This window comes from Longimicrobium sp., from assembly GCF_048594345.1.
GTDB lineage: Bacteria > Gemmatimonadota > Gemmatimonadetes > Longimicrobiales > Longimicrobiaceae > Longimicrobium.
In genome coordinates this window covers 149,749-169,209 of record NZ_JBMDXM010000109.1, presented here as the reverse complement: position 1 = coordinate 169,209, position 19,461 = coordinate 149,749, and the positions used below count along the sequence as shown (strand labels likewise).

The window sequence follows — 19,461 nt, the reverse complement described above, 5'->3', positions numbered from 1 at the left end:
GTCCCGCTCCGGAGCGCGCACGGGCCAGGTGGGTACGGCCAGCCGGCCGTCCCGTTCCGCATCCGCACCGAAGATCCATCCACATCACATTAAGTCTGATTACGTACTTATCTTCAGCGAAATTGTCCTTCCTGTCAAGACTCCTTTTCTTCGAGAATCCCCCAGCTTTCATAGTGGGGAGGTCGGTGCCTTATCTCGGCTCCCGTGAGCACCATTTGTCTACCTGAAGATGCTGTTTTCCGCATCTACTTGCCTGACAATGTTCTGCGAATAACGGAATAAAAACTTCTATACTTTGATTCCCCAAATACTCGATGCGCACCTGCGGTTCTGATGCGCAAACCGGAATCAGCATGACCTGCATGCGAAGCCAGCAGAGCCGGCGAGAAGCAACTCCGTTGACTCCGTTAACTCCGTGTGAGGCCCATTCTTTGGTGAATCGGCGGATACGAAGAAAGGCGCGGAGACGTGTTGCCGTCTCCGCGCCTCTCCCTCTGTCTCCGCGCCTCCGCGTGATGCTTTTCCCTTCCCGCGCAGGATTCAGCAGATCGCCGGTCATCACCCCGTGTTGCGCAGTCCCTGGGCGATGCCGCTGAGGGTGGTCGCGAGGGCGCTGTCCAGCCGCGCGACGGAATCCTCATCCGTCACCGCGTGCTCGCGCTTGCGCCGCAGAAGGACGATCTGCAGCAGCGAGAGCGGGTCCACGTACGGATTGCGCAGGGCGATGGCCGCCTGCAGCACCGGCGCGTCGTCCAGCAGATGCGCGGCGCCGCGGACGCGCAGGATGGTGTCCACCGTGCGGCGGAACTCTTCTTCCAGCCGCTCCAGCAGGCCGACGTCGCCGCCCAGCCGCTCCACGTACGCGCGGGCGATGACGAGGTCCGCCTTGGCGCACACCATCTCGATCTTCCCCAGCAGGTCGTCGAAGAACGGCCAGGTGCGCACCATCCGCCGCAGCAGCTCTACCCCGCCGGGGGCGGCGGCCGCCTCTGCCAGCGCGGTGCCGGCGCCCAGCCACGCGGGGAGCATCAGGCGGTTCTGCGTCCAGCCGAACTGCCACGGGATGGCGCGGATTCCCATGATCCCCGCCCCCGCCCCGGGCCGGTAGGCCGGCCGCGACCCGAAGCGCGCGTCCGCCAGCTCCTCCACCGGCGTGGCCGCGCGAAAGAGCGCGAACACCTCGTCGCCCTCGTGCACCAAGTCGCGGTAGATGCCCAGCGAGCGCTCCGACAGCCGCTCCATCACCTCGCGGAACGCCGCCTCGTCACCCGCCCGCGCATCGTCGCGCCAGTCGGAAAAGGCGTGGAGCAGGGTGCCGCCCAGCGTAACCTCCAGCGTGCGCTCGGCGATGGCGGACAGGCCGAACTGCTGGCTGATGATCTCGCCCTGCTCGGTGATCTTGATCCTCCCTTCCACCGTCTCCGGCGGAAGCGCCGCCAGCGCGCGGTGCACCGGCGATCCGCCGCCGCGGCCCACGCTGCCGCCGCGCCCGTGGAAGAGCGTCAGCTCCACGCCCCGCTCGCGGAAGAGCGCGGACAGCGCCTCCTGCGCCTGGTGCAGCCCCCAGGCGCTGGCCAGGATCCCCGCGTCCTTGCCGGAATCGGAGTAGCCGATCATCACCTCCTGCCGTCCCCCGCGCGCCGCCAGCTGGCGCTGGTAGACAGGGTCGTCCAGCAGCGAGCCCATCACCCCCGGCGCGTGCCGCAGGTCGTCCAGCGTCTCGAAGAGGGGCACCACGTCGATGCGCGACACCGGCGGGTCCGCCGCCAGGTCCACCAGCCCCGCCTCGCGCGCCAGCAGCAGCACGCGCAGCAGGTCCTCCGCCGAGGTGGTCATCGACACGATGTAGGTGGATGCCGCCGCGGCGCCCGCCTCGTCCTGCACCGTGCGCACGGCGCCAAAGGTGTCCAGCACGCGCCGCGTCGCATCCTCCACCGGCACGTAAGGACCCACGAGCGGGCGCCGCGCCAGCAGCTCGGCCCGCAGCGCCGCACCGTCCAGCTCCGCCAGCCCCACCTGGGCGGCCACGTCCGCCAGCGCCGCGGCGTGCGCGCTGGCGTGGTCGCGCACGTCCATCATGAAGCCGTGAAAGCCGTGCGCGCGCAGGCCCACCAGCAGCGGGTCCAGCGCGGACCGGCACACCTGCCGCGCCCCCGCCGCCACCAGGCACTCGCGCACCAGCAGCAGGTCGCGCTCGAACCCCGCCGCGTCCCCGTACGCCGCGGGCTCGTGCGCCGGGCGGCCCGCGTCGCGCGAGGCGACCTGGCGGCGCGTGGCCTCCAGCCGGCCCGACATGAAGCTGAGCTTGAGGCGCAGCGGCTCGTCGGCGTTGCGGCGGCGGTTGGCCTCCCACACCTCCGGCAGCACCGCGCGGTCGGCGTCCAGCGAGGCGCGCAGCGCCGGCCCCGGCTCTGCCACCTGTGCGGAGAGCGACAGCTGCTCGATGAGCGTTTCCACCTCGCGCCGGTAGCGGCCCAGGATCACGTGGCTGGCGCGCCGCGCCGCCGCCACCGTGACCTCCGGCGTGACGTTCGGATTGCCGTCGCGGTCCCCGCCGATCCAGTTGCCGATGCGCAGCGGCGTCGCCAGCCGCAGCCCCTCGTCCGCCTGCACGCCGAACTCGTCCTCGAACGCGCGGACCATGGCGTCCTGCGCCTTTGCGCCCGCCTCCAGCAGCCGTGTCTCCAGGTACCACAGGCCCGTGCTAACCTCGTCCATCACCGACGGGCGGTCGCGGCGCACCTCCGCCGTAAGCCACAGCAGCTCGATCTCGCCCTCCAGCGCGTCCTCCACCGGGCGGCGCTCGGCGGGCGGCGTCGCCTCCCGCTGAAGCAGCAGCTCCGCCACCCGCGACTGCAGCGCCAGCAGCGTGCGCCGCGTGCTTTCGGTGGGATGCGCCGTCATCACCGGGCGCACGTCCAGCCGCGCGATCGCCTCCGCCACTTCGCCGGCCGTCTTTCCGCCCTCGCGCAGCTGCCGCAGCGTCCACCGCGCGGACGCCGTTTGCGGCTCGCTGCCGGCCTGGCGCAGGTAGTGGGCGCGGCGGCGCACGCGGTGCACCTGCTCGGCGGTGTTGATGAGGAGAAAGAAAAGCGTGAACGCCCGCGCCGCGGATGCGCACGCCTCCAGCGGCAGCGCCGCCACGCGCTCCAGCAGCTGCTCGAAGGTCGGCGCGCCGGGATCGCCGCGGCGCCGGTCGCGGCACGCCTGGCGCAGCCCCTCGACGGTTTCCAGCGCCTGCGGCCCCTCCAGCCGCCCGATCACGCGTCCCAGCGCCGCCGCCAGCCAGCGCACGTCCTCGTGCAGCGGCACGTCTTCAGCGCGCGTCTCCGGCTGCGGCGGCACGGCGGAGGATGCGTTCACGGCGCTGGATGCGGCCGGATCGGTGGTGGCGGACTGGGTTTCCATGGATGTCGTTGGATGGGGCTGCCGTACGTGCTCGAACCCGCCACGCGTCACGATGCGGGCCACGGGCGCGCGGGAGCACGATTCGGGCGGTCCGGTGCGCTGCCGCCGGGTTCGTCGGGAGGGGGATCCGCCGGCCTCGGCTCGGTGATCTGGCATCGTGCCGGCGGGCTTGCCGGGGCGAATAAATTCGCGGCAACAACTACACAAAGTCCGCCTGCGCGGACTCGGCGGCCCGGCGGTGTGCGGCATTCCAGGCGACTGCGCGTCCGCAAGCGGGGGGGGGTGCCGCGGACGTCGGCGCGGGTGATCTGGCATCGTGCCATCCGCCCGCGGGAGCGAATAAATTCGCCGCTGGAAAGTCGCAAAGTCCGGCCTGCGCGGACTCGGCGGCCCGGCGGTGTGCGGCATTCCAGGCGACTGCGCGTCCGCAACCGGGGGGTTGCCGCAGACGTCGGCGCGGGGATCCGGTAATGTGCCGTCCGCCCGCGGGAGCGAATAAATTCGCCGCTACAACATCACAAAGTCCGCCTGCGCGGACTCGGCGGCCCGGCGGTGTGCGGCATTCCAAGCGAATGCGCGTCCGCAGCCAGGGGGGTTGCCGCATACGTCGGCGCGGGAATCTGGCAAATGTGCGATCCGCCCGCGGAAGCAAATGAATTCGCCGCTACAACATCACAAAGTCCGCCTGCGCGGACTCGGGGGCCCGGCGGTGTGCGGCATTCCAAGCGACTGCGCGTCCGCAGCCGGAGTGGGGCCTGCCTCCGCGCCCAAATTTGTCATTTCGAAGGAGCGCCGCGCTACACCTTCCGACGCTCCCAAACCAGGCGTGCGCCTGAGAAATCTACCGTCGGAGTTCACGTAACTGGCCACAGCGCATTGCACGTGCGGCTACAGTCCGCGCAGGCGGACTTTGCGCTTTTCCAGCGGCGAATTTATTCGCTCCTGGCGCGGACTTGGCTCCTCCTTATGCCGACGAAACCGCCGCCTGGAGCACCCGAACGAAGCTTGGCAGATCCCACGATTTTCGGTCCGACACCTGGCCGTCGCCGACTTCGACCAGGCGCAGCGCGCCGTCGCTGCGCAGCGCCACGTCAATGCTGGCGAAGGGCGCGTCCAGGCGCTCCGCCACTTCGCGCACCAGGTCCGGCGGGGCGGCTCCGTCTCGCCCGAACACGCGCTGGCGCACGGCGAAGTAGCGCTCCTCGCTCCCGGCGACGTACGCCTCCACCCGCCGCAGGCACACACCGCCTTCCAGCGAGCCGCGGTACTTCGCGAGCAGATCGACCACCTCCAGCACCTCGCCTGCTGAGCGGGCAATGGAGCCGCGGCTGGTGGTGAGCGACTTCACGAAGTCCTTGACGAAGTAGCCGGGCCACGACAGCTCCCGCAGCACACGGGGCAGCTCCGCCGGGTCCGTGACCACCACCGTCTCGGCGGTAAACTCACGGCACGGGTCCAGCCACCCCGGAAGGTGATGGCACCGTTCGTAGTCGGCGGCCGTGGTGACCATGCTGGCGCCCGCGGCCCGCACCCCCTCCTCCAGCGCGGCGTACGCCGGGACGCGCAGCATCCACCCCCGATACAGCACGTGCCCGCCTTCCGGGAGTGCCGGCCGCGCCACCACGCGCCCGCCATTGAAATTCTCCGACGAGAGCACCGCACAACTCAGCCCGGCCGCTTCGGCCGCCGCGTGCTCCTGGGCGTAGCTCGCGTCCGGGGCGCGGCGGGAAAGCGGATCGCTGGGATACAGCAACGTGGCTGGCGTCATGCGAGCGGTCGTGGCGTTACGTGGATGACATCGATGCTGAACGCGGCTGAAGGATCATTACCTCCAGCACCGGCGGCAAGCCTGTGCCGCCTAACAGGGGAAATAGAACCGAGCAGCCGCTTTGTTCGAATACCCCACCCGCCTGTCGAAGCGGGATCGACTTCTCCCCTCTCCGTGAGGAACGAACGGGGAGGGGCCGGGGGAGGGGCATCCCGGCCGACGCAGTTCGATCTCCGCCAGGACAACTCGTCCTCTCCTGATCCTTGCTTCCGTTGGACTGAGTCCGGCGAACGACAACACACGCGCCGGGGTGCCGTGGCGGCTCGCGTTGCGTAGAATGTGCGGATCGATGCACCGCCTCCCCCTCGCACCGTCCGGAAGCCATGGCCGCCGACTTTCTGCTCTACGGGTCCTACGGGTACACGGGCCGCCTGATCGCCGAGCGGGCGCGCGAGCTGGGGCTGTCGCCGCTGCTGGCGGGGCGCGATGCGCGACAGCTGGAGGCGCAGGCGGCGGAGCTTGGCTTGCCGCACCGCGCCTTTGCCCTGGACGACGCGGCCGCGCTGGACGCCGCGCTTGGCGAGACGCCCGTGGTGCTGCACGCCGCCGGCCCCTTCAGCCGCACGGCCAGGCCCATGGTGGAGGCGTGCCTGCGCACCGGCGCGCACTATCTGGACATCACCGGCGAGATCGGCGTCTTTGAGATGGCCGCCGCGCAGGACGCAAAAGCCAGGGCGGCCGGCGTGATGCTCCTTCCCGGCGCCGGCTTTGACGTGGTGCCCTCCGACTGCCTGGCCGCGCACCTCAAGCGCCGCCTGCCCTCCGCCACGTCGCTGACGCTGGCGTTCATGGGAACGGGCGGCGTCTCCCGCGGCACGCTGACGACCATGGCGGAGAGCGCGGGCGAGGGCGGCGCCGTGCGGCGGGGCGGGCGCATCACGCGCGTTCCCGCCGCGTACCGGTCGATGGAGGTGGATTTTGGGCGCGGGCCCGTGACGGTCACAACGATCCCGTGGGGCGACGTGTCCACCGCCTATCACAGCACCGGCATCCCCGACATCCAGGTGTACACCCGCGTGCCACGCCGGCAGGTGCGGATGATGCGCGCCACCCGCCGCCTGGGCTGGCTGCTGGGCTCCGCGCCCGTGCAGCGGATGATGAAGCGCTCCATCGCCAGGGGCCCGGCCGGCCCCACGCCGGAGCAGCGCGCCAGGGGGCTCAGCCTGCTGTGGGGGATGGCGGTGGATGCCGACGGACGGGCCGCCGTCAGCCGCCTGCGCACGCCCGAAGGCTACACGCTCACCGCCCGCACCTCCGTCGAGGCCGTGCGCCGCGTGCTGGCCGGCGAAGCGCCCGCCGGCTTTCAGACCCCCTCCCGCGCCTACGGCCCCGACTGGATCCTCCAGTTCGACGGCGTGCAGCGCGAGGACGTGGAGTGAGCAGGTCGACACCGTCTGGAGCCTGCCGTTTGCGGATCGGATGGGCGAAATCCCTGGCCGCGGACGCGCAGGTGCTGGGGACACCGCACACACCCTGGCCGCCGGGTCCGCGACGGCGCCGCGACGGCGGACTTTGTGATGTTCCAGCGGTCAAGCTTGCCGATTGAGGATCTAATCCGATGATCCCCCGGTTGCGGACGCGCCGGTGCGTGGGACGCCGCACACGCCCGGGCCGCCGAGTCCGCGAAGGTGGACTTTGCGATGTTCCAGCGGCGAATTCATTCGCTTCAGCGGGCCGGACGGCACGTGACCGGGTCCCGGGTCGGTATCGTTTGCTCCCGCAGGCGGGACGGCGTGTTACCGAATCCGCATCCAACAAGAACCACCCGTAGATCTACCGTGATGCACCCGATCGTCCGAATCGTCCCCCTGCTCCTTATCGCCGCCGCGCCGCTGCACGCGCAGCAGCCGGCGGTGCGGGACACCACTCATCTCGACACCGTCGTGCGGTTGCCGGACGTGACGGTGACGGCCACGCGCGCGCCGGCCCGCATCCTGGACGTGCCGCTCGCCGTGACCGTGGTGGGGCGGGAGGAGCTGCACGCGCAGGGCAACCGCGTGGACCAGGCGCTGCGCTCGGTTCCCGGCGTGCTGGCGCAGTCGCGCACGGGCGGCGGCGACCTGCGCATCGTTATCCGCGGCTTTGGGGCGCGCGGCGCGGGGGACCGTTCCAACGCGGGAACCACGCGCGGCATCCGCATCCTGCAGGACGGCGTACCCGAGACGGAGCCGGACGGGCGCACGGCGCTGGACCTCATCGACCTGGGCGCGGTGGAGGAGCTGGAGGTGGTGCGATCCAACGCGTCGGCGCTGTGGGGGAACGCGGCGGGCGGCGTCGTCAGCTTCTCGACCCTCCCCGCCTTCGATTTGCCGTTCGTGCAGGCGGAGCAGCAGGCGGGCGGATTCGGCCTGATGCGGCACGTGGCGCGCGGCGGGGTGCCCATCGGTGCGGCGCGCGGATACCTGATGTTTTCGCGGACGGAGCAGGACGGATGGCGCCGCAACTCCGCCGGCCTGCGCTCGCTGCTGAACGCGGGGCTGGTGGCGCCGATCGGCGGGCGGACGGACGTGCGGCTGCACGCGGTGGCGGCGGACAACCGCTTCGGCATCCCCGGCCCCCTGACGCAGGCCGCGCTGGAGGCGGACCCGCGCCAGGCGAACGCCGTCTACGCCGAACGCCGCGAGCGGCGGCACAACCGGCTGGCGCGCGGCTCCGTGCACGTGGAGCACCGCGCGGGCGAGCGGGTGACCGTGCAGGGAATGCTGTTCGCGCAGCCCAAGCAGCTGGTGCGCAGCGAGCGCGGCACCTACCGCGAGTTCGACCGCCACCACGCCGGCGGCAGCCTGGGCGCGCGCTGGGAGCACGCCGCGAGTCGGAACGTTTCGGCGAGCCTTTCCGCCGGCGTGGATTACGCGCGGCAGGGCGGGCCCGGCGTTTTCTACTCGCTCTCCGATGAAGGTGGCCGCGGCGACGAGGTGCGGACGAACCAGCGCGAGGGTTCCAGCAACTTCGGCGTCTATGCGCAGGAGCAGCTTTCCGCGGGCGCGCTGGAGGTGATCCTGGGCGCGCGGTGGGACGCGGTGGCGTACGACGTGGAGGACCGGCTGGACCCGCGCCTGAGCGACGAGCGCAGCTTCACCCGCCTGTCGCCCAAGCTGGGCCTGCTCTGGCGCCTGTCGCCCACGCGCAGCGTGTACGCCGGGGTGGGCGGCGGCGTGGAGGCGCCCGCGGGGAACGAGACGGACCCCGTGGGCACCTTTGGCGACGACACCATCTACGGCATCAACCCGCTGCTGCGCCCCATCCGCTCCACCACGTACGAGGTGGGCACCAAGGCCATCGAGGCGCGGGACGCCGGCATCGTCCGCGCGTTCAGCTACGACCTGGCGCTGTACTGGACGGAGGTGCGCGACGAGATCGTCCCCTACCGCGGCGGCCGCTTCTACTTCAGCGCGGGCGCCGTCCGCCGCCGCGGCGCGGAGCTGGGGGTGCGCGTGGTGACGGCGCCGGGGGTGGAGATGGACCTGGCGCTGGCGGGGAGCGACCACCGCTACACGCGCTACGCGGTGGATAGCGTGCACTACGGCCGCCCCGGCGCCACCGCCGACTTCAGCGGCAACCGCGTGGTCGGCGTCCCCGATGTGCACGGATCCGCGGCGGTGCGCTGGGCGCCGGCCTTTCGCCGCGAGGCGGAGCTGGAGCTGGCGATGCAGTGGGTGGACGGATTCTGGGCCGATGACGCCAACGCGGTGCGCGTTCCCGGCTACGCGCTGTGGAGCGCCGGCGTGGGGCTGCGGCGCCCCGTGCGCCTGCCGCGCGGCCTGACGCTGCGCGGCTCGCTGCGTCTGGAGAATCTGCTGGACGAGCGCTACGTCGCCTCCGCCTTTCTGAACCCCGACGTGGTGAATGGGCAGCCCGTCGCCTTTGAGCCCGGTCTCCCCCGCCACGCCGTCCTTACGTTTTCCGTGGGATGGGGACGCTGATTCCGAGGGAGAGATCGTCCATCGGACTACAGGAAACAGAGGTCAGGGTACAGAGGAACAGAGAACAGCCAGAGGATCAGAGGAGGGAATGCGGATCACCTCTGTTCCTCTGGCTGTTCTCCTTCCCTCTGTACCTTCCGATGTTGCTTTCCGGATTCGGCATGGTGGCTGGGCGATTGCGGGAGCGCATCCCTCCGCCCGGCGACTTCTACCGCCGCCTCGCGGTCTCCGTCACGATGAATACCGCGGCGAACTCGCGCGACGGTGGGGGAAGGCGGGTGCCGGGCCCGGCGTAGAATTGGGAGATGGCTCCATCCAGGAACAGCGCGTCCCGATATGCGAATGCGTCGCGGAACGCCGTGGCGAAGTGGTGAAAGGTGACGGGATCGTCCGCGATGGCAAAGACCACCGTGCCATCCCCGCGCACGCCGACGCCGTTGCGCACCTTGCGGCTCTGGCTGTTCGCCGGGAACGCGCGGGCCAGCGCGCCGTTTCGCACCAGCATGGGCCCCGACTGCGACGCGATCGTCGGCGCACCGGCCGGGGCACGGCGCGCCGCGAAATCCGCCGTCGACAGCACCCCCGCGCGCCCGCCGGCGACGAAGAACACGCCGTTGGGCGGGCAGTAGAAGTTCGCCACCGCGCACGGATTCGCCGGCCCCGCGCCGCGGTTCAGGCGCGAATACGTGCGTCCATCCGCCACCAGCAGTCCCGTCGCCGAATCCGCCCGCTCGTACAGCCCCGCGTTGGTGGCAAACAGCAGCCGCTCGCCGCGGGCGCGCACCAGCGAGTCCACGCGCGCGATGGTGCGCACCGGCCGCCCCCCGGCGTAGCGCGCCGTCAGCTGCAGCCGCGCCACCGCCGCGGGCGCAATCTCGCACACGCGGTATCGCGCGCCCCCGATGGCCTGCTGCCGGCAGGTGACCGGCGCATCGGTGCGCGGCGTCTGTGCCGCGGCGCGGTCCGCCGGCAGCCCGCCGAGGGCGACCACCACGATGGAGAGAAGCCATCGAACCCCGATCCCCACATCACCCAAACGGTTCATCCATCCTCGGCGGTCACACGATCTCGGCTTCGGCCTTCGGAAGTTCGGCCGGCCGCTCGCCACGAAGCACGTTGCGAACCGCGGCGCCTCCGTATCGCCGCAGCGCCAGCGCAAAGCCCAGGATCACCGGCACGCCGGTGGTGATCGCCCGCCACGCCAGGAACACCGGCCCCGCCGTTCCGCCCAGCTCCCCCGCCGTCCCGGCCGACGCCAGCAGCTCCACCGCACCCGCGCCGCCCGGCGTGGGAAAGAACAGCTGCCCGTAGACGAGCGCGAACGAGCCCATGACCAGCACGCCCGGCGCCGGCGGGTCGGGCAGCGTCTGCGCCAGAACCGGCAGCATCGCCAGCCGCGCGCCAATGCTGGCCAGCGTCAGCGGCACGCTCACCGCCAGCGGCCATCCGACGGCGCCGCGCAGCGCGGCTATCGTCGGCGCGGGCCTGGCGGCGGCCGGACGGCGCGCGCGGCGGCGGCGAACCCAGATCCACACGCCCACGCTCGCCGCGATGACGGCGAGCAGCCACGGCAGCCCCTCGCCCGCGCGGGCGCCCAGCCGCGGACCCTCGTCGGCCCACCAGCCGGCGCCCAGCAGCCACGCCGCGGCCGCGCCGGAGACCGCCACCACCGTCAGGTAGCTCACCATCTCCAGCGCCAGCACGGCCGCCGACACCCGTGCCGGCACGCCGCCGGAGAGCAGCCCCAGCCAGCGCGCCGGCTCTCCGCCCAGCCGCATGGGCGTGACCGCCGCCGCCGCGTCGCCAAACAGGATGGACGCGCAGAGCGACCGCACCGGCAGCCGGTAGCCCGCGCCGCGCAGAAACCAGTGCAGGCGCAGCGACCGGGCAAGCAGGTCGGCCGCCAGCAGCGCGGCGCACAGCGCGCAGGCGATCGGAAGGCTCATGCTCACACTCCCACGGCGGGCTTACGCTCATGGCCCTTCTGCAGTCGGGAAGGACCCCGACATAACCTGCGCGAGGGCGTGGCGGTGGACAAGACAAAAGTGCGGGGCAAGCGCGCCCGCGCCGCCCCGCACCTCCACCATTCGCCGCATCGTCCCGATGAATTTCGGGTCACAGAAGATGGCGGAGCCTTTTCAGGAACGCCACCACGTTGCCACCTGTGAACTCCGAAGTATTCAGCCGCATCTGTTCCCACAGGCCAAAGATCTCACGCTCCTGCTCGTCGGGTGGCCGGCCACCACCTCCTCCCCCGGATGCGCACTCCGGGGTAGAGAGGCGCATGAACAGACTGCCACGCTGAATGGAAACCTGTACACAGGTCGGCCTCCCGTCCTGTCTCCGACGCTGGATCTGCTCATTGATCCAGCTCTCAGTCACCTCTTCGAGCTTGCGGCTATCCGGCCCTACCTGAATCGTTACCATCGGCGTCCCCTGCGGGTGTGCGGGTAAGACCCGCGCTGGGGCAGCAACTCCCCAGCGCGGCAAATCGCTCTCCGGTCACGGGCACTGAGGCAGCGAAAGCAGGTTGTTGTTCCACTGTCGGTCCGCATACGTCCGGAGGTACGGCGCGCGTCCCGCTTCGCGCACAACTCCCACGTCTGCCCGCCTGCCCGCGTAGTCCTGGGTGTAGAACGTGTGCTCGCGTCCTTCGATCCAGGCGATCACCTGCTCTCGTGTCCATATAGAACCGTTGCTCCCCACATGCGTGATGTGCTCATGCGCGCTTTGCGGGTTCTGCTTACGGATGCATGTGATTCTTACGTCAGCCATCTTTGTCTCTCCATAGCTAAAAGGTTCTATCGGCAAATCAGCGGCAAGCTCATCGGGGTTGCCGCATCGAGCACCAGGTGGGACACGTACCCTGCCTGCATGCCCCCCAGGGCGCCGGCGAGAAACCGCCACAGGAACTCCAGCAGCAGCGCCACCGCTTGCTGAACGGTACTGAGTGTCTGATCGGCACGACGCACCGCGCATGCATCGGCCTGGGTACGGCAATACCGGCGCGCTGCCTCTAGTGACGCGAGCGAGACTCCCAGCAGCGCGAGAACGCTGTGCGCGCTGCTGCGGTGGCAGGGAGAGCGCGCCGGCTCAAGAACGTCCGGTGCCAGCCCACCCACCTTTCCTCCCCAAGCCGCTCCCGCGACTTCGCTCAACCACGCAAACCCCGTTTCGTCGCGGGCGTGGAACAGTCCCATTCCCACCCCGGCTGCCGTACCAACCTTCACGTGTGTTGCTCTGCCTGGCATCTTGTTCTCCTAGTCCAGTGGATTCCCGAAGGCCCATTCATCTTCACTTCACAACATGAAAACGAGGGCGTGACTGGTCATCGGGATGCAAGGGACCAGAAATGGCCAGCGTTGCGACCGCATGAATCGGCGCTGGTACGCACAGCAAAACCCGACGTGCACTAACTTACGTGCACGCCGCCTTCTTGTCAACCTTATTCATTCAACAAAATGAAAACGTTGAGGTATCTCTACCTTAATACATTATAGCATTGTAATTTACCGAACTGCAGCATAGACGTATTCCCGGCCGCCACCCAACACTGGACGATGGTCAATCCGGCGGACCAGTCCCAACTTGGAGAGATTCGTCAGACGGTTCGTCGCAGTCGAGATGTTCGCCAGGGAGAAGTGGCTCTGAACGGAACTGGCCGTTGCTTCGGATACTGAGAGGAGATGAGAGTAAGTTGCTTCGACGGCTGGGTCCACATCGCCCCGCAGCGTAGGTCCGTCCTCTTCGGACCGCTCTATCGCAACGAGCCTTTCTCCTTCCAACATGATTTCGACGTTATAGAGGCTGTCTCCCAGATCACGGAGAACGATGTACCGATCTTTCAACTCTCCAGTACTCACCCTTAAGAGCGCGCGGCGCAGAAGTCGGCGGGCAGCCTCCGACGCGACCCGCACATCCGTGAAATCAATCTCCAACAGACCGCCTACCGGGAGTTGATCCAGTTCGTGCAGCAACGCGTTCTCTGCATCTGCGGCCTCATCTGCCGTGAAGACAGAGTGGTCTCGGACATGGTCGGCGACTCGGAACAGTGCCGTCCGGGTATCTGAAGATCTTGTATACGCGTTCATGTCATTCAATGTACGGCTTATCTTCGGTCACGTCAAGTTTCCTCAGTTGGGGGATTACCTAATCGGGATCTCGATCCGTGTTTGCGTACCGTGTCCGTATGTAAGGCGGGACACTACTGGATCATCGCCGGAGCTTGGATTTATTCGAACCAGGGCAGCACCCGACCGGAACGTGACCGTCGCTCCCGCGTCGGTCACCAAGCGCTTGACCATACGCGCCATGCCCCCACCGGTGAATGCGCCGACCATCTCCTCTGAACGGCCGGAAAGCGGGTCCCGAAGCGCGGCACGAGTGGCGAGCGCATCAGAGTACTCGGCCAGCCGGGCATGCCGCACTTGAGTTAGCAGCGACGTCGGTATTCCCATCCCGTCGTCCGCGATTCCGATCTGAAGCACTGGAGGACGGCGTCTTGTGAACATCAGCGCCACTGCTGCGGCGTTCGAAGCTCCTCCGTGTGAAAGCACGTTTTGAAGGCACTCGTTCGTTGCACCCATCACGGCTGATGCCATTCGTTTGGTTAAGCCGCACTCACGGGAACGTGAGGAAAGAGCATTGAGGAAGGCGTCGATCGAAGAGTTACGATGCGGGCCAAAGATGGCAGCTGGCGCCAGGTTCTGACAATTGATCTGGCCAGCTGACGACACTGGTATCCACGCGGTACAGGCACTTCCCCGGTGCACGCCAGACTCGGCAAGTGCTCTCTCGGTTGCGGAACTCTGCGTTCCACAGGCGAGAACACTGCATCCTCTATGCGAAAAATGCCGTCCTACGACGGAAAAGAAGGCGATGCCCTCAGCGGTGCACGAATCTGCAGTGCTCCAATCAAGAACCAGCGTTTCCGGCACTGGGGCCGCTTCATCTCCAAACCCGCTGCGGACAAGCAGAGTCGAAAGGCCGCTGTGCGCTCTGGAATCATCGAGGCCCAGCCCGCGGAGTCGAAGCCAGACGGCAGTGCTTCTGCGTAGTGCCGGCTGAAGCGCGATTCGGAGCGCTTCGGGGCTAACAAGGGCTTCTTCGGCTAGGGTCATTCGTAAGTCATTCGGCGCCCGCCGGAAGCCGCCCGGTCCAACGCCAGCAGCGCGGCGCACAGGGCGCAGGCGATCGGAAGGCTCATCGGCGACCGGGGCACAGGGACGCGGCACGTCGTACCGTGAAGCTTGCCATCACGATTGCCTCGCCCCCCGCTCCGGGTCAACCACTTTCGCACGCCCCGACGCCGAAGGGCGGATCCGGCAAGGGATCCGCCCTTCGTGTTTCGCGACGCCGCGGAAGGCTACCGCCGATCCAGCAGTTCGACGATCGCGGCGTGCCCCCGCGACGCGGCGAGCGAGCGCGGCGTGTGGCCCAGCGCCTCCGGAGCGGGCGAGGCCCCGTGGTCCAGCAGCAGCCGGACGATCTCCGTCTCGCCCATCTCCGCCGCGCGGTGCAGCGACGTAAAGCCGCGCCCGTCCGCCGCGTCCGGGTCCGCGCCCCGGTCCAGCAAAAAGGCCGTCATGGCGGCGTTGCGGCCCTGCGCCGCGTTCATCAGCGGCGTCGCGCCTTCGTGCGAGCGCACGTCCACCGGCGAACCGCGCTCCAGCAGCAGGCGGGCGATGCGGGTATCGTCCCCGTGCACCAGCGCCCAGTGCAGCGGCGCCAGGCCGTCGCGCGCCAGCACGTCCGGTGGCGTGCCCGCGTCCAGCAGCGCCCGCACCGGCTCCACCTCGCCGTGCGCCACCGCGATGTGCAGCAGCGAATGCGTGCGCAGCGGCGGCTCTGGCGGGTCCAGCGGCAGCGCGTGCGGCGTGGCGAAGTGGGCGCGGTCGCCAAAGGCGGAAAAGCACCAGAGCGCCGCCTCCCGTGGATCCTGCTCGATCCCGGGGATCAGCGGCGCCGGGTAGATCAGCTCCATCGCGTGGCTGCGGATGAGAAAGTCCAGCACGCGGACCGTCAGCTCCGGCGCCTCGTCCTCGTCCAGGAACGCACCGCGGACGGTGGTGACCTCCAGCTCGCCGCCGGTGATGCGGACGTCCGCGACGGCCTGGACCGCGCGGTGCCAGCTGCGGATGAAGAGGATTTGCCCGCGATGAAGGTAGATGGCCCACTTCTGCTCCATCGCATCCGGGTTGAAGAGTACGCCGTCCGCCGGCGTCCCCTCCACGCGATACCGCAGCCCCGCCGCCACCCGCCGCGCCACAGGCGGCTCGATGCTGATAAAGCAGGTGCCGTCCTCGCGCCCGAACGAGGCGGCGTTCCGGGCGCACTGCGCATCCTTGGTGGTCGACAGCATCCCCAGCGCGATCGGCCGAACGTCCAGCAGCGGCACGCCCCACGGGTTCTCCGCCGCACTCATCCACCGCACCGGTGGAGCCTCGGACCCGGCTTCCGCCTCACCGCCGCTCTCCGGCGCACGAACCCGCGGGACGTCGGGCGCCGGCTCCGTTTCCTCGTTCGCCGACGGTTCCGCTTTCCCGCCGCGCTCCCTTCCGCGATTGAACCATTTTCCCAGCATGGGGCGTCGTCTGGTGGCACGGTTCCCGTGAAGTACCGCTGAAGGGCACAAGCCTACCGCGCGGCATGCGCCGCTGCAATGCAAGACGTGGCCGCGCGGCTGCCTTCCGCCGGTCATCCCGCGAGAACGGCTGCACCGGCCCACGGTCTGCTGACGCGGCACGAGCGCATGAAAAACCGGGTGACCACCTCCAAGGCAAGGTGATCACCCGGTTTTCGCTTGCTCGTCCGATCCGGCGCGGGAATCAGGTCCCGGGCGAGGGCTCCGGGGGCGGGTCCGGCCCGGCGGCGGCGGGGGTGGCGCGCGGGCGCGGCTTGACCAGGCGCCCGTACGCCAGCTGGCTCACCCCCAGCACCCAGGCCAGCGACGCGCACCATCCCGCGACCACGTCCGAGGGAAAGTGCACGCCCAGGTACACGCGCGAGAAGCCGACCAGGAAGGTAAAGGCGCCACCCAGGATGATGGCCCACCAGCGCCACCGGGTGGGCCACGCCAGCACCGCCAGCGCGGCGACGAACGCCATGGAACCCATGGAGTGCCCGCTGGGAAAGCTGTAGGTGTGCTCCGGCGACGGAGACACCCACAGGTCCGGCCGGGTGCGGCGAAAGGTCAGCTTGGCCGCCTGGTTCAGCGTTCCTGCCCCCACGATCGCCACCGCGAAGAAGAGCGCGTTGCCGCGGCGGCGGGCGACCAGCAGCCCGATGATGATCAGCACGGAGGCCGGCACCACCCCGCTCAGGTGCCCGATGTCGCTGATGAGCGTCATCGCCGCGTCGCGGCCGGGGGTGGCGTGCAGGTGCACGTAGCGCAGGATCGGCTCGTCCCAGCCGAGGCCGCCGCGCCTCCACACGTCCTGCGCCAGCACGCCAAAGGTGACGAGCGGAACGCCCAATCCGAAGAACAGCAGGAGAAGGGCCTTCCAGCGGGCGCGGACAAAGCGGACCATCGCCTTGGCCAGCCCACGCCCCGCGCCGATTGCTTTCCTGCGTCCGTCGTGCACGGACGGCTCCGCGATCCTGGACAAGTCCGGCTGCCGTAACGTTCGGGTGAAGAGGATGTAACGACCCCGGACGCACCTGCACGAACGTTGCCCGCGCCGCGTACCCGCCGCTCGCCGCCTGCTCCGCTGCAACGCGCCCGCGGTTCGGGAGATGCCGACGAGGTCGGCGACCCGCCGTGGCGAGAACGCGGCAGCCCCCCCCGCACGATCCTGCCGTGCGGGGGAGGCCAGAGGTGGCGGAAGGTTCTAAAGATCGCGCATCAGGTGGTGCGATCGACCTGCTCCGATGCGCTTCGGGCATCATCCCCCGATCCTCATCCCTCGCTGCCCGGATCTCCCGCGCGCAGATGGCGGGAAGGGTGTTCCTCCAAAAAACGCGGATGGCCCCCTGCCGCATTCCATCCACTTCCCGTTCCCGAAACCTTCACAAAAGATCGCACCTCGCCCACCACCTCATCCGCACCCGACACCTGGGAATCCCGCACGGAGAGACCGGAGGAACCGCCACGTAAAACTCTGCTAACTCTGGTGACTCTGCGTGAGACCCATTCGGTTGTCGCACGCGATGAGCTCGGCGGAAAACGCCACGTAAAACTCCGTTGACTCCGTGTGAGGCCCATTCCGTTACGAAGCCGGCGATTTACTGTCGAGCCAGGAATCCGAGCACCGGGCCGGCCATGGGGCGAATGTCCTGCTCCAGGTCGTAGTTGCCCAGCACTACCAGCGTCCAGTCGCCCACCATCTCCACGTCCGCGCCAATGCCGGACGAGCTGCCGCCGCCACTGTGCCCGATCTCCGCATGCACGCCGGGGAACGCCGCCACGTAGAACCCGTACGCGTACTGCACCGCCGGGTCGGAGCCCACCGGCACCTTGCCGGTCAGCACCGTCTCCGTCATCTCCGGGCTCAGCAGCCGATGCTCGCGAAGCGCCCGGGTAAAGCGGAACAGGTCCTCCGCCGTCAGGCCCATGCCCCCAAACCCGCTCAGCTCCGTCGACGGGCCGCCCTGCCCCACCATCCACTCGTTGCCGCGGCGCGGCTCCATCCCCATGGGGTCCAGCTCCGGCGGCCGCGAGTAGCCGCGGGCCCACGGCAGCCGGCGGTACGCGTCCATCTGCGCCGCCGCCATCCCCGCCGGGCGAAACACGTGGTCCCGCACGTACTCGCCGAACGGCTGGCCGCTCACCCGCTCCACCACCGCCGCCAGCACCGCGTAGCCACCGTTGCTGTACTGCATCCGCTCGCCGGGGCGAATCTCCAGCGGCTGATCGGCAAACAGCGCCATCCACTCCCGCGGGGTGGCGTACCGGGTGCCCCGCACGTAGCCGGGCGCCGCAAACGGGTCGCGGACGCCGGACGTGTGCGTGAGCAGGTGGTGGATGGTCACGTGGCGCCGCGCATCCTCGTTGGGATAGTCGGGAAGCACCGCGCCCAGCGTGTCGGTGAACTTCAGCCGCCCCTGCTCCACCAGCTGGGCCACCGCCACCCCCGTGATCATCTTGGGCACCGAGCCCGTGCCGATGCGGGTGTCCAGCGTGTTCGCGCGCCCCGCCTCGCGATCGGCCATCCCGTACGCCTGGTGGTGGACGATGCGCCCGCCCCGCGCCAGCAGCACCACCCCGCTGAACCGGTCCGCCTCCGCCGCCGCGCCCACGTGGCGGGCGACCGCCGCCGCCACCGTGGCCTCGTCGGCCTTGCCCTCCGGGAACTCCGGACGCGGACCCCGCGGCGCCATGGGGTGCAGTTCGATCAGCTTCATCCGCGCGGGATCGGCCGGGTCCGCCACGAACTCCACGCCCACGCGGCCGCCGGAGCGGGTCTGAAAGATGACGCCCAGGTAGTGGGGATCGCCCTGGTCCATCACCCGCCCGGGCTGAAGGCCGCCGCCGCTCTGGCGCGCCAGCCGCGCGAACATGGCCTCGTACCGCGCGGGCGTCCACTCCATCATCGGCGTCGCCGACACGTGCCGCTGCACAAAGGCGTGCACCGCCGCGGAATCGTTCGCGTTCATCGCGTCCATGAACGCCTGCGCCGCTGTCCCGGCCGGCGTCGGCGGGATCTGCGCCGGGGCGGGCGGGCCGCCGGGCGCGGACGGCGCGGGCTGCTGCTGGGCCTGCGCGGACGCCGCCGCCAGCACGGCGGCCACGGTGATGGCGAGGATCGTGTTCATCATCATCTATCTCCAGGTTGAAGGTCGCCCGGTGGGGACCTGTTCTCGTTTGATTCGGACGGATCAGACGTGCTCGTCCAAGGTCGTGCGGTGCCGCTGGGGAGCCGCGGCGGCATCGCGCCGGAGGATGGCGCGGGCGATGGCGTAGTAGGCCAACAGGCCAGCCCCGCCGAACACCAGCACCACTCCCCAGGCCAGCGGCTCGTCGAAGCTCGCGTGCAGCTGCCGCGACGCGATCACCCCCAGCCCCAGCGCGGCCAGCACGATTCCCCACTTGAGCGCGGCGAACAGCTCGGGATCGTTCTCCTTGCGGAACAGGGTGCGGATGACCTCGTCCGACACCCGCGCCTCGATCAGCTTGCGCCGGGTCCAGTTGTCCGAAAGGATCTTGGTGACGCCCAGGACAAAGGCGAAGAAGCTGACGAAAACGAGTGCTGGCTCATCCCACATCCTGGCCTCCAGAGGCATTCGTCGGGGTTGCGCGGGGCGCCGGATCAGCGCCTCATTCAGGATGGACAGGCCGACCCGCGAATCGGTTGCACGCGCCTG

Annotated in this window: 14 protein-coding genes; 2 read left to right on the top strand and 12 right to left on the bottom strand. The window is 69.5% G+C overall.

Features of this window, described 5'->3' with window-relative positions:
• Positions 1–558: 558 nt before the first annotated feature.
• Positions 559–3,408, bottom strand: a complete 2,850-nt coding sequence (gene ppc / locus ACOJUJ_RS12110; protein ID WP_420127137.1) for a phosphoenolpyruvate carboxylase — start codon at positions 3,406–3,408, stop codon at positions 559–561.
• 964 nt (positions 3,409–4,372) lie between these two features.
• The gene (locus ACOJUJ_RS12105; RefSeq protein ID WP_420127136.1) at positions 4,373–5,176 is read right to left on the bottom strand and encodes an ATP-grasp domain-containing protein; all 804 of its coding nucleotides are present in this window, start codon (positions 5,174–5,176) and stop codon (positions 4,373–4,375) included.
• Between the two features lie 383 nt (positions 5,177–5,559).
• On the opposite strand from ACOJUJ_RS12105, the gene ACOJUJ_RS12100 reads away from it, so the two are divergent.
• Both ACOJUJ_RS12100 and ACOJUJ_RS12095 read left to right on the top strand, forming a co-directional pair.
• Positions 5,560–6,615, top strand: coding sequence for a saccharopine dehydrogenase family protein (locus ACOJUJ_RS12100; protein ID WP_420127135.1), 1,056 nt, complete (start codon positions 5,560–5,562; stop codon positions 6,613–6,615).
• Positions 6,616–7,017: 402 nt separating this feature from the next.
• On the top strand, positions 7,018–9,159 hold the full coding sequence (locus ACOJUJ_RS12095) for a TonB-dependent receptor (RefSeq protein WP_420127134.1): 2,142 nt from the start codon (positions 7,018–7,020) through the stop codon (positions 9,157–9,159).
• A gap of 208 nt (positions 9,160–9,367) precedes the next feature.
• Here ACOJUJ_RS12095 and ACOJUJ_RS12090 read toward each other — a convergent pair whose 3' ends face one another.
• The 10 genes from ACOJUJ_RS12090 to ACOJUJ_RS12045 all read right to left on the bottom strand — a co-directional run bounded on the left by ACOJUJ_RS12090 (position 9,368) and on the right by ACOJUJ_RS12045 (position 19,362).
• Positions 9,368–10,204 (bottom strand): phosphodiester glycosidase family protein, encoded by an 837-nt coding sequence (locus ACOJUJ_RS12090; RefSeq protein ID WP_420127133.1) that lies wholly within the window; start codon positions 10,202–10,204, stop codon positions 9,368–9,370.
• A 13-nt stretch (positions 10,205–10,217) separates the two neighbouring features.
• Entirely contained in the window at positions 10,218–11,105 is an 888-nt protein-coding gene (locus ACOJUJ_RS12085; protein WP_420127132.1) for a lysylphosphatidylglycerol synthase domain-containing protein, read from the bottom strand.
• 169 nt (positions 11,106–11,274) lie between these two features.
• Positions 11,275–11,586 carry a hypothetical protein gene (locus ACOJUJ_RS12080; protein WP_420127131.1) on the bottom strand — a complete coding sequence of 104 codons (312 nt, stop codon included), beginning with the start codon at positions 11,584–11,586 and terminating at the stop codon, positions 11,275–11,277.
• Positions 11,587–11,661: 75 nt separating this feature from the next.
• Positions 11,662–11,934, bottom strand: a complete 273-nt coding sequence (locus ACOJUJ_RS12075) for a DUF3892 domain-containing protein (RefSeq protein WP_420127130.1) — start codon at positions 11,932–11,934, stop codon at positions 11,662–11,664.
• A 26-nt stretch (positions 11,935–11,960) separates the two neighbouring features.
• On the bottom strand, positions 11,961–12,410 hold the full coding sequence (locus tag ACOJUJ_RS12070; RefSeq protein WP_420127129.1) for a metal-dependent hydrolase: 450 nt from the start codon (positions 12,408–12,410) through the stop codon (positions 11,961–11,963).
• 258 nt (positions 12,411–12,668) lie between these two features.
• Complete coding sequence (locus tag ACOJUJ_RS12065; protein ID WP_420127128.1) at positions 12,669–13,259, bottom strand: hypothetical protein; 591 nt, start codon at positions 13,257–13,259, stop codon at positions 12,669–12,671.
• A gap of 1,265 nt (positions 13,260–14,524) precedes the next feature.
• Positions 14,525–15,583 (bottom strand): ankyrin repeat domain-containing protein, encoded by a 1,059-nt coding sequence (locus ACOJUJ_RS12060; protein WP_420127127.1) that lies wholly within the window; start codon positions 15,581–15,583, stop codon positions 14,525–14,527.
• Between the two features lie 403 nt (positions 15,584–15,986).
• Positions 15,987–16,766: a phosphatase PAP2 family protein gene (locus tag ACOJUJ_RS12055; protein WP_420127126.1), complete on the bottom strand. Its 780-nt coding sequence runs from the start codon at positions 16,764–16,766 to the stop codon at positions 15,987–15,989.
• A 616-nt stretch (positions 16,767–17,382) separates the two neighbouring features.
• Positions 17,383–18,915 carry a serine hydrolase domain-containing protein gene (locus ACOJUJ_RS12050; protein ID WP_420127125.1) on the bottom strand — a complete coding sequence of 511 codons (1,533 nt, stop codon included), beginning with the start codon at positions 18,913–18,915 and terminating at the stop codon, positions 17,383–17,385.
• Between the two features lie 60 nt (positions 18,916–18,975).
• Positions 18,976–19,362 (bottom strand): DUF6249 domain-containing protein, encoded by a 387-nt coding sequence (locus ACOJUJ_RS12045; protein WP_420127124.1) that lies wholly within the window; start codon positions 19,360–19,362, stop codon positions 18,976–18,978.
• Between the last annotated feature and the right edge of the window lie 99 nt (positions 19,363–19,461).